This is a genomic window from Trichococcus sp. K1Tr, assembly GCF_028309625.1.
Classification (GTDB): Bacteria; Bacillota; Bacilli; order Lactobacillales; family Aerococcaceae; genus Trichococcus.
This window is the reverse complement of record NZ_JAQMHR010000002.1, coordinates 268246-283363: the sequence shown is the minus strand read 5'-3', so window position 1 is coordinate 283363 and position 15118 is coordinate 268246. Positions and strand designations below refer to the sequence as shown.

Sequence of the window (15118 nt, the reverse complement as noted above, 5' to 3'; positions counted from 1 at the left end):
TATTTAACTGTTTTTGTGTCGATTGTAGGCAGCCGGAACATGCGGGTAACGATTGTAAACCTCTTCAAGATAATCTTCTTGAATCGCCATTTCCTTAAGTAAAGTTGGAAAATCAATTGCATCCACCATCTTATTAAGCAGTACTAGTCCCTCTTCTGCCATGCGGTCTCGCGTTTCAATATCAGGTATAGCAGAGGTTGCCATATGGTCTGAATGTTCCTTGAAATAATAACCTGTTGCTCCAGATTGAAAGGCTTGGGCACTTAGGTTGCCGAAAACCGATGGGGTCTGGGTAACTGGCTCTGCATATTCAGAAGTCAGCAATATATCATCCAAACGATTCCGTAACTTGTAAGCCCCTAGAATCATCTTATCTAAATTGAGCATCATCTCTTTCGGATCTAAAAAGACACCGGATTTCTGGGCTGTTATCATGCCGTCAATATAGAGAATAGCGATCCCTGTTTCATCAAAGAAATCACGAACAACCGGATTAATTGAGATATGGGCTGGGCCGTGCAGGCTAATATAGATTTGCTTTTTGAAGCCTGATCGCAGTAAGGAATGTGCCAGACCTTGCAACATATCAGCACTTTCCCTAACGGTTAATTGGATGGTTCCCTTACCTGAGGCGGTTGCCCCTGAATAAATGTAAGGCACATGCGGAAGGACAAGTGAGTTTGTCCTTTCAGCCATCAATAAGGCAATCCCCTCAGCCAATATTGTTTCGCAATCCAATGGTAGGCCCCCATGGAGTTCGGTTGGTCCAAAAGGAATGATGATGACATCGTTCTCCTTTAAATAAGCTTCCACTTCATCATTAATTAAAACATTTAATAAGTGACTTCTTAATTTCATGAATGCACCTCTCTGTTATACTTCTGGTTCATCGTGTTTCTTAGCAAATTCATCAAGTCTTGCTTGACGAGCTGCCGTCATGTCCATACGTGTTTCATCAGTGATATTCCAAATGAATTTGAATGAAGCCCATGATAATAAGGCACAAATCGCTGGGCCAATGAGATTCAATAGTACTAGCCCTTCAACAGTTTCAGCTGATTGTGCTTGTCCAGTTTGAGCGGCCTGTTGGCTATAGCCAATCCAACCAATCATCAAGACAACCAGTGATTGCGCCAACATTTGGCCGACACGTCTTGTCAGTGAGAAGTTACCATAGATTGAACCTTCTGAACGTTTTCCTGTGATGTATTCGTTGTAGTCAATGGATTCTGAAACAAGACCCCATTGCAGTTGAACGGACATCATCATGAAGGCAATCCCTAAGCTGGCAAAAATCATGTAGAAGAAAGGAGATAAGTCACCCACTAATTTCCAAACGTATAAACCAACATAGATAACGATGCTCAGCAATAAATAAGTACGGATTAACTTAACAGTAGATCCAAATAATGTTACCAAATACGGAGCGATAAGCAATAGCACTACTGGTAAACCCATACCGATCGCAGAAGCGTATGCCATTAAGCCCAGATCACCAAATACATCACCGTAAATATAAGGAAGAGTTGCACTAAATAGGTTTTGACCAAATACAATTACAATTGAGTGTAAGCAAAGCGACAAGAAAGCTTTATTTTTGGCTAATGTGACAAAAATATCTGTAATTTTTGTCGGTTCTGTTTGTTCCTCTGCGGCAAGTTTTGCCGCAACATTCCGTTCCTCAGTTCCCCAATAGTGGAAGAAGATAAGTAACCCACCCAATACAGCTGCGAAGATACCTGCAACCATATAACCTGTTGTATTTTCACCTAAACGCGCAAGAATCACCGGTATAGCCATTGAACCGATTAAACCACCAAGTGTTGATCCCATTCCACGAGCTGAAGATAAAGTAGTTCTCTCTTTATCATTTAAGGCCATAACCCCAAGAACTGATCCCATGGCAATATTCATCATGGTGTAGCCTAACTCGTAAATAATTTTTAAGAGAAAAATAGCTACCAAACGCATGGTTCCTTCAAACATTGATGGTACAGAGAAGAATGCAATAAGACCGACAACAATTAAAGGTATAGAGCGTAACATCCAAGGACGGAACTTATCTTTTTTGCCACTGGCCTTAGAGAATGACTTATCCATAAAAGTACCCATCATTGGGTCATTGACCATATCCCAAATATTCCAAACGAGCAACAGTATAGATAGCGTTGCAAATGATACTCCCAATATGTTTGTAATATATCGGTTCATAAACGTTCCGATTAACACAAGGGTAACAACCCCACCGGCATCTCCGGCTCCATAACCCAATCTATGCTTCAGGCTTAGCTTACTTTTCATATCGTTTGCTGGATTTTGCTGCTTAACAACTTTTTCTTCTGCCATAAGAATTCCCTCTTTTCTCTATAATAATTGGTGAACTAATCTGTATAAGTTGAATTTTTTTTTTTCAAATCAGCTGATTCTCCCACCAAACATCATGATATTAAATAAGAGAAGATGACCCCGATAGTTTATCGTCATCATCTTCTCGGGCTACATGATAGATTTATTTTTGGTGTCTAGTTTAGTTTGGCTATCCACGAAATCGCTAACATTATTATTTTTTCCTCTTGCTCAAAAATGAAAAGTCATAGCTTAGTCATTCATTGCAGGGATTGTATTAGGGATTGTTTGAGGCATTTCTGAATCATCATCACTTGGGCCAGATTGTTTCATTGCTGCAATTTTAATTTGAACGCTTTCCATTGTTTCTTTATCCAATGGGTAGAATTTCATGAACGTTAAAGCAATAAGCGTACCGACTAAAGGCAAAACTGAAATCATTACAATACCAGCAATGCGCAATTGTGGCGAAAGTGGCGTGTCAGCCGTTGGATAGGCTTGCGCAAATCCTACAGCGGCTAAGATCCAACCAATCGACATTGGTGCGAAAGATGATGCTACCGAGTCAGTCAATGAGAACATGGTGCTCAGCATACCGGAAACATAACGTCCAGAAACACTTGTTTCGTAGTCGGAGACATCCGCTGCCATTGTCAATGCCAAGCCTGATGGAGTGGATGTGAATCCTTTCGCACAAGCAAAAACGACTGTGAAAGCAACTGTCCATAACGTTACGTTAGAGAAGCTCAAGTCCCCTGGGTTCGCAAAGAAAAGCAAGCCGCCTAATAGGGCCAATGAAACAACGGCACCTTGCAAGTAACGAACATAGGAATAACGCAACCCTCTTTTTTGGGCAATGGTTGCCGCAAAGGTTGTAAACAAAAGGTTAGGCAAAATCAATACTAAGGAAATCGTTCCTGATAAACCAAAGTTACCGAAGATGATACCGAACAGGATCATCAATACAACTTGATCTCCGAACATTTGCGCATTGAACTTCACAAAAGCTGCTGCCATGGTCAACATTTGCAAAGGTCTGTTGCCTTTGACGATTGCCCAGTAATCTTTGAATGATGTTTTAGTCGTTTTTTCACCAATACCAAAGTATTGTTTGTTGTCTTTTTCCGCAATACCAATAACTGCCAAAATTCCGAGGACAGCTGAGATGACCATGACTCCTGGGATAAATACTTTGAAGAATTCCGGAGTAAAACCGCCGTATTTCGGCACTAAGAAGTTTGCGACAACAATTTGACCACCAGTAAACATTAAAGTCGTTACCCAACCATCAACGATATTGAAGATGGGACGTTGTTTTGGATCGCTTGTCAACGCTGCTTGACCGGCTTTTGTAACCGTCGCTTGCAAGGAATAACCGATTTTATGCACGACTAATGCAAGCAAGAAAATCGGGATTTTCATTCCTTCACCTAGGCCATGAATATTAAATAATACCAAGAATGAAATAACAGTGATAATATTGCCTAAAACCATAATGGGACGATACTTACCGAATTTAGTATCCGTTTTATCGATCAAAACTCCGATAGCCGGGTCAATAACCCCATCAAAGATACGGATATATCCCATAATTTGACTGACGAACAGCGCCGTTAACCCTACAAGGCCTGTGGAATAATAGACGACAAAACCAAAAGCGAACAAATAAATATTTGTTGACGAGTTATTCAAAGTGAATAACACAATCTGCCATAATTTGGCGCGGTTTAATTTCGTTTCCCCTTGAACTATTGAATCATTTTTTGACATAAAAATCCCCTCCATATTATGAAATTCAGAACTTATTTACCGCTTTCCATTATCGCATCGTGAAACTAGGTTACCTTAAAAAGTAATCGAAATGACATTAATAAAACCGGGTTGTAAGAACTAAGGAAATAATACCACTGGCGGTAACCGGTTACAACTTTTTTATTGTTAATACTTTGTGAACGCTATCATCCTTGCTTGGCTAAGTGTGCTGAGATGGCATCCGTTAAAGGTTCAACCTCTTCTTGAGGATTCCCGATTTCCAATTAGGAACTCTTCGATAAAGATTTTTTCAAATCCGGTATTGACAAATCCGCTTTCACGACTATTCTTTGGGAAGTGGCCATAAAAAAAAAGAAGATGATCCCGATTGCGTATCGGGATTATCTTCTTTAGACTGCATGATGCAGTATTATTGTCATAATCAAGAACTTTCTAGAATCAAAAGTGCATCACCGTAGGTGTTTCATAGAGTTGCAAAATGTTCCATGCATCCCAGAGCATTGGCTAGCTTCACGGGTTAGCCCTTCGGAAATTAGATAAATCTGACCCATTGCGCTCTACGATGCTCATTCAGGGCCAGATTTTCTAAATTTCTTTCAGGGCTGAATGAACCCGTTCCGCTTTTCTTATTATTCTTCGCCTTCGTCGAATTGGCTGTTGTAGAGGTCTGCGTAGAAGCCGCCTTTTGCCAGCAATTCTTCGTGGGTTCCTTGTTCGACGATGTCGCCATTGTTCATGCAAAGGATCAGGTCGGCATTTTTGATGGTCGACAAGCGATGCGCGATGATGAAGCTTGTTCTGCCTTGCATCAGCGTATCCATCGCTTTCTGGATCAGCACTTCCGTCCGCGTATCGACCGAGCTTGTCGCCTCATCCAGGATCATGATTTGCGGATCGGCCAGAATGGCGCGCGCGATCGTCAGCAATTGTTTCTCTCCCTGAGAAACGTTGTTGGCTTCCTCGTTCAGGACCATATCATAACCATCCGGCAACGTCCGGACAAAATGATCCACCTGCGCAGCTTTTGCGGCGGCGATGACTTCTTCATCCGTCGCATCCAGTTTCCCGTAGCGGATGTTCTCCATGATGGTGCCGTTGTACAGCCACGTATCCTGCAGCACCATCCCGAATTCCGTACGCAGATCGCTGCGCGTGAAATCGGTAAGTTTGTGGTTGTCGATGTAGATGGCTCCACCCGTCAAATCGTAGAAACGCATCAACAATTTCACCATCGTCGTCTTGCCGGCGCCGGTAGGACCAACTAACGCGACTTTTTGTCCTTCTTTTATATCCGCGGAGAAGTCCTTGATGACCAGATGATCCGGTTCATAACCGAACTTAACATTCTCGAAACGGACATTTCCTTTGACATCAGCGGTCGCCATTTCGATTTTCGCTACAGTAACTGTCTCTTCTTCCTCTTCTAGGAATTCGAAAATACGTTCAGAGGCAGCCACCATCCGTTGCAATTGGCTTCCCACTTGAGCAACTTGCGTCAAAGGTTGGGTGAAGTTGCGCACGTATTGTAGGAAGGCTTGGATATCCCCGATCGTCATATTTCCGGCAGCCGCCATCGCGCCCCCCATGATGCAGACTACGACATACCCAAGATTTCCGATTAGGCTCAACAAAGGCATCATCAAACCGGAAAGGAATTCAGCCTTGAACCCGGCTTCGATCAACTGATCGTTTTCTTTGTCGAAAGCGGCAACGGATTTCCCTTCCCCGTTGAAGGCTTTCATGACCACATGTCCGCCGTACATCTCTTCGACATGGCCATTGACCGCACCCAAGTATTTTTGCTGGTTGGCGAAGTGCTTCTGCGACTTCGACATGATCAGCATCAGGAGCATCATGGACACGACCAGCACAGCAAGGATGACGAGCGTCAGCGACCAGCTGATCGTCAGCATCATGATGAAGACACCCACCAGTGTCGTGATCGACGTGATGATCTGGGTAAGGCTTTGGTTCAGGCTGGTGTTCAGTGTGTCCACGTCATTCGTGATCCTGGAAAGCACATCCCCTTGGCTGTTCTTGTGGAAATAGGCCAGCGGCAATTTGTTGATTTTCTCCATGATGTCTTTGCGCAGTTTATAGGAAACTTTTGCGGAGACACCGGACATCAGAAATCCTTGCAGATAAGAGAATGCTGCACTCAGCACGTACAGGCCCAAGAGCCCCAACAGAACTGTTCCGATGTAATCGAAATCGATTTCACCGGATCCACCTGTGAATTTCAGCATGATGCCGTCCACCAATTTATCGATGGCCAAAGCCATGATTTTTGGTCCGACGATTCCAAAAAGGGAGGAGGCGATCGCCAATATGAAGACGACTGCCATCAGCCATTTGAAGGGCGACAGATAAGCGGCCAATTTTTTGAATCCGCCCTTGAAGTCCTTCGCTTTCACGACCGGCGCGCTCATTCCTGCCATCGGACCGTGGCCTCCGCCAGGGCCGCCTTGCGGTCTTCTTTGTTTCATTTCGCTCATGCTAATTCCTCCTCTGAAAGCTGAGATTTAGCAATTTCTTGGTAAGTCTCACAGTTTTTCATCAACGCATCGTGAGTCCCTATCCCGACGATTTTGCCTTTATCGAGGACGATGATCTGTTCCGCATCCATGATGGTGCTGATCCGTTGCGCCACGATCAGGACGGTTGCGTTATCCGTGTACGCATGCAAAGCGGAACGCAATGCCGCATCCGTTTTGAAGTCCAAGGCCGAGAAGCTATCGTCAAAAATATAGATCGGCGCTTTTTTCACCAACGCGCGGGCAATGGCCAAGCGTTGTTTCTGCCCGCCGCTGACGTTACCGCCGCCTTGCGCGATGGCCGTCTCGATGCCGTCTTCCATCTCCGATACGAAGTTCTTCGCTTGCGCGACTTCAATGGCCTTCATGATCTCATCCATCGAAGCATCGTCTTTTCCATACAGAACGTTTGAGGCGATGTCACCGGAGAAGAGCATCCCCTTTTGCGGCACGTAGCCGATGTTGCGGCGCAGATCGGCCTGCGTCATTTTCCGGATGTCGATGCCGTCGATTTCGATGGCGCCGTCCGTCACATCATAAAAACGCGGAATCAGATTGATCAAAGTCGATTTACCGGAACCGGTAGAGCCGATGATCGCCGTCGTTTCGCCTGGTCGAGCGGTAAAGGAGATATTGGACAACACATTCTCGCTCGCCTTCGGATAATGATAAGAAACATCTCTGAAGGTGATGAGGCCTTCATTCTTTAAGCTCGGTTGCGCATCGATTGGGTCTGTGATGCTCAGATCCGTATCCAATACTTCCCCGATCCGGGTTGCCGATACAGAAGCACGCGGCAGGAAGATGAACATCATTGAAATCATCAAGAACGCCATGATAATCTGCATCACATATTGGATATAGGCCATCATATCCCCGATCTGCAGGGCAGAATCGGCGACTTGCTGGCTTCCGAACCAGATGATCAGCAATGAAACACCGTTCATGACGAGCATCATCGCCGGCATCAACAGGGACATCAAGCGCTGAACAAAGCGGTTAGTAAAGGTGTAGTCTTCATTGGCATCATTGAAGCGGTTCTCTTCAAACGGTTCATTCCCGAAAGCGCGGATGACCATCATGCCGGAAAGGTTCTCGCGGCTGACAAGATTCAATCTGTCCGTCAAACTCTGCAGTACTTTGAACTTCGGCATCGCGATCGACAGGATCGTCATCATGATTCCGACAAGGGCAATGACCGCAACGGCGATCGTCCATGCCAGCGAAACGCTCTTGTCGATTGCCATGATCAGACCACCAGTGGCCAAAATCGGTGCATAGCAAAGCATGCGGATGCCGATCGTGATCAGTTGCTGGATCTGCTGCACATCATTGGTCGTGCGCGTGATCAGGGATGCGGTCGAAAAATTATCGAACTCGGTGTTGGAAAAACTTTCGACTTTGGCGAAGACATCCCTTCTCATCCGGCCGGACACTTTCGCGGCGATCCGCGAAGAGAAATACGCGACCGCTACGGAAGCGACGGACACCGCGACTGCGATGGCGAGCATCTGCGCGCCTTTCGTCATGATGTATTGGTTCTGGAGCGCGTCCATATCCGCTCCCAGATCTTCATAGAAGAGTTTCGTAAACAGGATGCCGATTTGGCTGTAGAGCATCGGTTCGGCGGCCGCGGCAACATCCATGGACGCCGTGAAAGCTTCCTGCGGCAACTGCTGCAATTGCGGCAAGAGCGCGTAAAGTTGGTTCATATCGGCATCCTCAAAGCCGCTCTCGGCATCGACTGATGCGGCATTGCCTTGCTGTGCAGACATTTCCTGCATGAACGTCACGAAGCTGTAGCTTGCCTTGCTGAAGATACTCTCCAGCGAGGACAATTGTTCCGGATCAGTTTCATCCAACACGTAGAAGTCCACTTCCTGGCTCTCAGGAAATTCTGCGCTGTATGCCTCGGCTTCCGCTGCCCCGCCCTCGATCAGCTGATAGCTTCCCTGGAACGTTTCCTTGTCCTCTTCAGCCATGAACAGCGTCATAAGCGCGAAGCCTTCAGCCGGCAGCGCTTCAGGCGCTTCCTGTTCGACGCCTCCATTCTGGATGCCGGTATTGACGATGTCACTCATCAGATTCGGAAGACTCAATTCCCCGATTGCCTGCCCGAACAAAATCAGTAGGCTGACCAGGATCGTACCGGCAAACGGTTTTAAGTATTTCATTATCACTTTCATTTGCTATCCCTTTTCTTTCCTAATTTAGTTGTTTTCTTTTTTATGCACATGCCCATGTTGGTGGCCACAGCCGCCTTCCAGGTTGTGCAGCATCCTTTTGAAGCATTCTTCCAATACATCCAATTCCTCTTCGGTGAAGCCTTCAAAAACTTTTTTATTGGCTTCATGCAAAGCCCGCTTCATCTCCTCCGATGCGGCGATGCTTTTTTCGGTCAAATGGATGCTCTTGGAACGGGCATCCTTCGAACTGACCGTGCGTGTGACGAAACCCTTCGCTTCCAGCCGTTTGATGATTCCGGTCACGGTCGGATTGGAAAGGTTGAACTTCTCTTCGATGTCTTTTTGGATCACTTCCTCGTCACCGCGGCTCTTCAGATAGAAAAGGACATGGATCTGGGACGTAGTCAGGTCGATTTTACCCACCAGTCGGTTCATCTGTTCCTTAAATTGGTTATGGAGCATCGGGATATAGACTCCCATCATCTCGCGTGATATCAAAATGTTTCCTCCTTTCCGAACAGTTATACATAGCATGCTATCTATTATCGCATTATCCATCCATATGTCAATAGATCCGACACGATACAAGCCATTTTCAGGAAAATTTAATATAATAAGGGTAGCGTTAAATGAACAGGAAAGAAGGATCAGCATGGAAGAAACAATTTCTGTCAGAAATCGGTTGATTGCACTTTGCCAGGAGCACGCGCATGTCATCGAGGATTATCCATTCGGCGACTCCGAATGGACCGTTATGCGCCACGAAGGCAACCGGAAAACCTTCGCCTACATCTACGAACGGAACGGTGAAATTTGGCTGAACGTGAAGAACACCCCCGAGTGGAACGACTATCTGCGCGAGACGATTCCAGAAATCATGCCAGCCTATCATATGAACAAGACCCACTGGATTACCCTACGGTTCGTCTCCGAGGAGCTCTACCCGATTGCTGACCGCATCATCACGGAAAGCTACCGGTTGACGCAGACCAAGCCGAGGAAAAAAGCCCTGGCACGCCAAAAAGAGGAAGAGCTTTGATTAGCTCCTCCTCTTTTTGGTTGATTTTCCTTCTTTCTAGCGGAAATACGGCTTCAGTTGTTCCAATTCCGCTTCGTTGAGCGGTCGATAGCTCCCCGGTGGAATCGATTCATCCAATTCGATTGGTCCCATCGTCAGCCGTTTCAGGTAGGTGACTTTCTTGCCGACCGAAAGGAACATCTTCTTCACTTGGTGGAATTTCCCCTCGCTGATGTCCAGCAGCACGCGGCTTTCCTCGTCCCCGTGGCTGAGGATGGTTAAAAGTGCCGGTTTGCAGGTCGTTCCGCCGTGGAAGACGATCCCTTCAGCGAAGGCTTTCTGATCGGCGGCGGTCACGCGCTCATTCACGACGACTTCATAGCGCTTCGTCACTTTTTTGTGCGGCAGCAACAGCTGATAGCCCAGCTGTCCGTTGTCCGTGATCAACAGCAGCCCTTCCGTGTCCTTGTCCAGCCGTCCCACAGGATAGAGGCCCGGTCTGCGGTCGGACGGGTCGATCAGATCGATGACGGTGCGGTTGCATTCATCGGATACCGCCGTCACGACGCCAGCCGGTTTGTGCAGCATATAGTAGACATTGGTCCGGTGCGTCAGCGTTTTTCCCGAGACGATGACCGTCTGGAGTTGCGGATCGACATTGTGACTGTCTGCCAAAACGATTTCACCATCGATACTGACTTGTTTACTTCTGATCAATTTTTTCACTTGTCCTCGGGAACCGTAGCCGCATTCGCAGAGCAGTTTGTCCAATCGCATCCGTCCTCTTCCTTTCTGTTTTTATTGCAGTCCTTACATTTTAAGCGGAAAAGATACTCGGCGCAAGTTCTTAGCAGAAAAGGCCAGCTCCCGGTTTCCATAACATCGAGACATAAAGCCGGACACCGCGCAAAAAAAACAGCCGGAATACATATTGGGCATGGAAATGAATTACTACGAAAGTTTATGATTTCACTCTTGAGGCTATAAAAAACAAGTTCCGCGCAAGTTGATTATGCGCGGAACTTGTTTTATGGTTTTGCATCATTTTTTTCTTCCGGCTCCATCGGGATTTCCGGCGACGCCGCGCTCAAAGGCGGCCAAATGGTTTTCGGATGCGGCCATCAGACGTTCAAAGACGCTTCTGACATCATCCGGCAAATCTTCGGCCTCAAGGAATTGCCCATAAACAGTGATGTTTTCGATTTCGCCAGCTACACCCTTTTCAAAGCTTTCAACCAATGACGCCGGCAATTCAATACGGGCTTCCGCTTCATTTTCCGGAACCTCAAATCCGTAACTTTCGAACAGCGGCAACAGCAAGGAGATGTGTGTGCCTTCCGCCTTGGCGATGCTCGTGAATGGTTTAACCGTTCCGTATGCATCCATGATTGCGAGATAGGACGCTTCGGCCATATATTCATCCTGGATGGCGTAAACCAACATTTCTTCTATTGTATACGTTTCGCCTTCGCTGACCGCTGCTGCGCCATATAACTCTTCATCCTCGGATGCCATGACGCCGGTGCCGCTGAACAATAAGACTGCCAAAGCCCCACCCACAATTCCGTTCCTCCATTTTTTCATTTTGATTCGCTCCCTTTTTTGTATGTTTCGTGATCTTCTTTTCTACAGGTTCAGTATAGGAAAGAAGTATGTCGAAATCATGGCAAAAGCGGGGCGAAAAGAGAACGTTTTCATTTAATTTGCCAGGAGCGGGGAAAAGTCACTCCCCAACTTCTGAATTGGTGCTCTTGATTTCCCAATGGATGACGACCGTCAGCACAACCCGCAGGATGACGATGGCAGACAGGACGATGAATTCATCGATCGTCTGGATGATGACCGTCTTCAGTATTTCCGCGGCCAGTTTGAACTCCAAGCTGAACGCCAGCGCTTTGGCCAATTCGAGTTTCGGTTGGTTGTTGTTCAGATTCAGCTTGTCTTTAAAAAATAGATGCAATGACTTGACGCACCCATAAAGGATGATCAGGACGCCGATGCCCTCAATTAGGCTCGCAAGCGTCGGGATGACTTGGGTTAAAACAGCATGCAAATCCATAATACTCCTCCTTTATGTACTTGAAATACTCTAGCGGAACGATTCATTTTTTGTTCTGTTCCTTTTTTTGCTTCGCTTCTTCGACCCGGAAGCGGACAATCCGGCGCACAAGCTCGTATGGGATAGGTTTCGTAAGCGGAAATTGGATGGCGCCTTTTGAGGTCTTGTATTCCGTCAATTCTTCCTTGAAAGCCGCAACGCCGCTCGGTGCCGGGTAAAAACCGATATGATTTTTCTGCACTGCAAAATGCACTAGGTTCCCGTTCAGGTAGAAGGTCGGCATCTGATAGCTGATTTTCTCGATCGCATCAGGCGCTTCTTCCTTTATCACCCGGCGGAACTCCTGCAGGATTGCCTGAACATCCTCATCATAGCGGCTGATGTATGCATCAATCGTTTCAATTTTTATAGCTGATTCTTCCATTTTTACCCACCTCAATAGTCTGGATTTTTCGTTGTTTGCGTTCCTGTAAATAGTATATCATATGGCGATGCAAGTGCTTGCAAGCTTAGGGGATAGTGGGTATGATGATGTCAAAGAAGAGAAAAAGCGGGGAGTGAGAAGGATGCGCAAAATTCTCAAAAAGACCAAAAAATTCCTCAAAAAATTTGGACCTGGCGTCATCACCGGGGCCTCCGATGACGATCCTTCAGGAATAGTCACCTACTCGCAGACCGGAGCCATGTTCGGCCTTCATCTGTTGTGGCTTTCTCCGATTTCGTGCATCTTTGCGATTGCCATCCAGGAAATGTGCGGACGGATCGGGATGGTTTCGGGTAAAGGGCTGACAGGGATCATGAAACATTCCTATCCTAAGTGGGTGAGCTATCCGGCAATCTCCCTGCTGTTCATCGCCAACACCATCAACATCGGTGCCGATCTGGGCGCGATGGCCGCGGTAGCTCAGATGGTGCTCGGCTTGCCATTCATCTTTTGGATCCTGTTCATGACTGCACTGACCTTGATCCTGGAAATTTTTATGGATTACAAAAATTATTCAAAATTCCTGATGTTGCTGACGCTTTCCCTGTTCGCTTATTTCTTCACGGCATTCACGGTCCGCCAGGATTGGGGCGCTGTCCTTCAGCATACCTTCATCCCAACCTTTTACCCTTCCCGGGAATTCACACTTAATGTGGTGGCCTTTTTAGGGACGACGATTTCCCCTTACCTGTTTTTTTGGCAAGCGGATGAAGAAGTGGAAAAAGAGATCGTCGATCATAAAATCAAAGGGATCGGCACCGGGAAACCCCGCATCTTTGTCAAGGATATCCAGGATATGAAGATTGATACGATTGTCGGGATGTTTTTTACAACCGTCACTGCTTTCATGATTGTGCTGACGACGGCCGGGACCCTTCACCTTAGCGGCATCACCACCATCAATTCCGCATCGGAGGCCGCTCAAGCGCTTCGGCCCTTGGTGGGAGACTTCGCTTATTGGTTGTTCGCTTTGGGCATCATCGGAACAGGCCTGCTTGGTGTACCGGTTTTGGCCGGATCCTCGTCCTACGCCATTTCCGAATTTTTCGGTTGGGAGACTGGTCTGGGTAAGAAACTGAAGGAAGCGCATGGTTTCTACGGCGTCATCACCATCGCCACGCTCATCGGACTGACGATCAATTTAATCGGGATTGATCCGATGAGGGCCTTGTACTATTCCGCAGCCATCAATGGCTTGATGGCCCCGCCCCTGATGCTGCTCATCCTCTTCATCGGGAACAACAAAAAAGTGATGGGCAGCCATACGAATCGCCGTTTGGGAAATGTTGTCGGCGGCATTGCGACTTTGGTGATGTTCGGCATCGGCGTAGTGTTCTTGAAGGATTTCTTTAGCTTATAGCCTTGCAATCAGGTTGCCGTTTTTGCACCATTTCACTTCTTTTCAGGAAGTGATTCCATTTTCATAAAAATGTGTTATGATATGGATTGAAAATTTGAACGGTAAAGAAAGGAAAGTATAATGAACACACCTTCTATTTATGGATTGACTTTGGATCAGCTGGAAGCTTGGTTGTTGGAACAAGGCCAGAAAAAATTCCGCGCCCAACAGATCTGGGACTGGCTATATATCAAACGGGTCCTGGACTTCTCGGAAATGACGAACCTGTCAAAAGATTTGGTTGCCCTTCTCTCCGACACCTTCTTGCTGCAGCCCCTAAACCAAGTGGTCGTCCAAGAATCAGCGGACGGCACAACTAAATATCTCTTCCAGTTGGAAGACAAACTGATGATTGAAACCGTCCTGATGCGTCAGGAATATGGATTGTCCGTCTGCGTCACAACGCAAGTCGGCTGTGATATCGGCTGCACGTTCTGCGCAAGCGGCCTGAAACGCAAACAACGCGATCTGACTGCCGGCGAAATCGTTGCACAAATCATGCAGATCCAGCACTACTTGGATCAAAAAGGCAATGGTGAACGCGTCAGCCACATCGTTGTGATGGGTATCGGCGAACCGTTCGACAACTACGACAATGTCATCGCCTTCCTGAATATCGTCAACCATGCCAAAGGTTTGGCAATCGGCGCGCGCCACATCACCGTTTCCACCAGCGGCTTGGCTCCGAAGATCCGCGAATTCGCGGAAAATGGCCTGCAAGTCAACTTGGCTTTGTCCCTACACGCGCCGAACGATGAAATCCGCAGTCGCATGATGCGCATCAACCGCAAACATCCGCTGAAGGAAGTCATGGCCGCCATCGACGAGTATCTGGAAAAGACCAACCGCCGCATCACGTTCGAATACATTATGATTTCGGGCGTGAACGACAGACCTGAGCAGGCACACGAATTGGTAGCTTTGTTGAAGGATAAGCGTCACCTGTCATACGTGAACCTGATCCCTTACAATCCGGTTGCCGAGCACATCAAATACGAGCGCAGCACCAAAAAGGACATTCTGGCGTTCTATGATATCCTCAAAAAGAACAACATCAACTGCGTCATCCGCAAGGAACACGGTACCGACATCGATGCCGCCTGCGGCCAATTGCGCAGCAAGCATCTGGAAAAAGCAACTAAATGATCCAATTTCAGCAGGGACGTCTCATTTTAATTTGAGACGGTCCCTGTTTTTTGGTTCGTTTCTGCTTTTATTGGTGCTGTTGATTTTTGATTGGTGGGTGAACGGGCTGAAATAGTCGAATGCAGGAGATGTATTCGACTATTTTATTGCAGTACGGGCCGAAATTGTCGAAT

Annotated in this window: 13 protein-coding genes; 3 read left to right on the top strand and 10 right to left on the bottom strand. The window is 46.9% G+C overall.

Going from position 1 to position 15118, the window contains the following annotated elements:
- Nucleotides 1-3: 3 nt before the first annotated feature.
- The 6 genes from PH235_RS04755 to PH235_RS04730 form a co-directional block, all read right to left on the bottom strand.
- Nucleotides 4-858 carry a creatininase family protein gene (locus PH235_RS04755; protein ID WP_272161268.1) on the bottom strand — a complete coding sequence of 285 codons (855 nt, stop codon included), beginning with the start codon at nt 856-858 and terminating at the stop codon, nt 4-6.
- Between the two features lie 15 nt (nt 859-873).
- On the bottom strand, nt 874-2346 hold the full coding sequence (locus PH235_RS04750) for an MFS transporter (RefSeq protein ID WP_272161267.1): 1473 nt from the start codon (nt 2344-2346) through the stop codon (nt 874-876).
- Between the two features lie 252 nt (nt 2347-2598).
- Nucleotides 2599-4116: an MFS transporter gene (locus PH235_RS04745; protein WP_272161266.1), complete on the bottom strand. Its 1518-nt coding sequence runs from the start codon at nt 4114-4116 to the stop codon at nt 2599-2601.
- A gap of 632 nt (nt 4117-4748) precedes the next feature.
- The gene (locus PH235_RS04740) at nt 4749-6614 is read right to left on the bottom strand and encodes an ABC transporter ATP-binding protein (RefSeq protein ID WP_272161265.1); all 1866 of its coding nucleotides are present in this window, start codon (nt 6612-6614) and stop codon (nt 4749-4751) included.
- Entirely contained in the window at nt 6611-8839 is a 2229-nt protein-coding gene (locus PH235_RS04735; RefSeq protein ID WP_272161264.1) for an ABC transporter ATP-binding protein, read from the bottom strand. Before PH235_RS04735 ends, PH235_RS04740 begins: the two co-directional genes overlap by 4 nt.
- 24 nt (nt 8840-8863) lie before the next feature.
- Nucleotides 8864-9337 carry a MarR family winged helix-turn-helix transcriptional regulator gene (locus PH235_RS04730; protein WP_272161263.1) on the bottom strand — a complete coding sequence of 158 codons (474 nt, stop codon included), beginning with the start codon at nt 9335-9337 and terminating at the stop codon, nt 8864-8866.
- Nucleotides 9338-9491: 154 nt separating this feature from the next.
- Between PH235_RS04730 and PH235_RS04725 the strand changes: the two genes are divergently transcribed.
- Nucleotides 9492-9878, top strand: coding sequence for an MmcQ/YjbR family DNA-binding protein (locus PH235_RS04725; protein WP_272161262.1), 387 nt, complete (start codon nt 9492-9494; stop codon nt 9876-9878).
- A 36-nt stretch (nt 9879-9914) separates the two neighbouring features.
- Here the strand turns inward: PH235_RS04725 and PH235_RS04720 are convergent, their stop codons facing one another.
- The 4 genes from PH235_RS04720 to PH235_RS04705 all read right to left on the bottom strand — a co-directional run bounded on the left by PH235_RS04720 (nt 9915) and on the right by PH235_RS04705 (nt 12340).
- Nucleotides 9915-10634 carry a 16S rRNA pseudouridine(516) synthase gene (locus PH235_RS04720; protein WP_272161261.1) on the bottom strand — a complete coding sequence of 240 codons (720 nt, stop codon included), beginning with the start codon at nt 10632-10634 and terminating at the stop codon, nt 9915-9917.
- 264 nt (nt 10635-10898) lie between these two features.
- Nucleotides 10899-11441 (bottom strand): ferritin-like domain-containing protein, encoded by a 543-nt coding sequence (locus tag PH235_RS04715; RefSeq protein WP_272161260.1) that lies wholly within the window; start codon nt 11439-11441, stop codon nt 10899-10901.
- A 139-nt stretch (nt 11442-11580) separates the two neighbouring features.
- Nucleotides 11581-11916 carry a DUF1622 domain-containing protein gene (locus PH235_RS04710; protein ID WP_272161259.1) on the bottom strand — a complete coding sequence of 112 codons (336 nt, stop codon included), beginning with the start codon at nt 11914-11916 and terminating at the stop codon, nt 11581-11583.
- Nucleotides 11917-11959: 43 nt separating this feature from the next.
- Nucleotides 11960-12340, bottom strand: a complete 381-nt coding sequence (locus PH235_RS04705; RefSeq protein ID WP_272161258.1) for an iron chaperone — start codon at nt 12338-12340, stop codon at nt 11960-11962.
- A gap of 142 nt (nt 12341-12482) precedes the next feature.
- Between PH235_RS04705 and PH235_RS04700 the strand changes: the two genes are divergently transcribed.
- Nucleotides 12483-13760: an NRAMP family divalent metal transporter gene (locus PH235_RS04700; RefSeq protein ID WP_272161257.1), complete on the top strand. Its 1278-nt coding sequence runs from the start codon at nt 12483-12485 to the stop codon at nt 13758-13760.
- 120 nt (nt 13761-13880) lie between these two features.
- On the top strand, nt 13881-14945 hold the full coding sequence (rlmN, locus tag PH235_RS04695; protein ID WP_068559217.1) for a 23S rRNA (adenine(2503)-C(2))-methyltransferase RlmN: 1065 nt from the start codon (nt 13881-13883) through the stop codon (nt 14943-14945).
- Nucleotides 14946-15118: the final 173 nt, after the last annotated feature.

What these genes read in the sequence shown, in the direction of transcription:
- PH235_RS04755 (WP_272161268.1), bottom strand. Translation starts at nt 858, where the DNA reads ATGAAATTAAGAAGTCACTTATTAAATGTTTTAATTAATGATGAAGTG.
- PH235_RS04750 (WP_272161267.1), bottom strand. Translation starts at nt 2,346, where the DNA reads ATGGCAGAAGAAAAAGTTGTTAAGCAGCAAAATCCAGCAAACGATATG.
- PH235_RS04745 (WP_272161266.1), bottom strand. Translation starts at nt 4,116, where the DNA reads ATGTCAAAAAATGATTCAATAGTTCAAGGGGAAACGAAATTAAACCGC.
- PH235_RS04740 (WP_272161265.1), bottom strand. Translation starts at nt 6,614, where the DNA reads ATGAGCGAAATGAAACAAAGAAGACCGCAAGGCGGCCCTGGCGGAGGC.
- PH235_RS04735 (WP_272161264.1), bottom strand. Translation starts at nt 8,839, where the DNA reads ATGAAAGTGATAATGAAATACTTAAAACCGTTTGCCGGTACGATCCTG.
- PH235_RS04725 (WP_272161262.1), top strand. Translation starts at nt 9,492, where the DNA reads ATGGAAGAAACAATTTCTGTCAGAAATCGGTTGATTGCACTTTGCCAG.
- PH235_RS04720 (WP_272161261.1), bottom strand. Translation starts at nt 10,634, where the DNA reads ATGCGATTGGACAAACTGCTCTGCGAATGCGGCTACGGTTCCCGAGGA.
- PH235_RS04715 (WP_272161260.1), bottom strand. Translation starts at nt 11,441, where the DNA reads ATGAAAAAATGGAGGAACGGAATTGTGGGTGGGGCTTTGGCAGTCTTA.
- PH235_RS04710 (WP_272161259.1), bottom strand. Translation starts at nt 11,916, where the DNA reads ATGGATTTGCATGCTGTTTTAACCCAAGTCATCCCGACGCTTGCGAGC.
- PH235_RS04705 (WP_272161258.1), bottom strand. Translation starts at nt 12,340, where the DNA reads ATGGAAGAATCAGCTATAAAAATTGAAACGATTGATGCATACATCAGC.
- PH235_RS04700 (WP_272161257.1), top strand. Translation starts at nt 12,483, where the DNA reads ATGCGCAAAATTCTCAAAAAGACCAAAAAATTCCTCAAAAAATTTGGA.
- rlmN (WP_068559217.1), top strand. Translation starts at nt 13,881, where the DNA reads ATGAACACACCTTCTATTTATGGATTGACTTTGGATCAGCTGGAAGCT.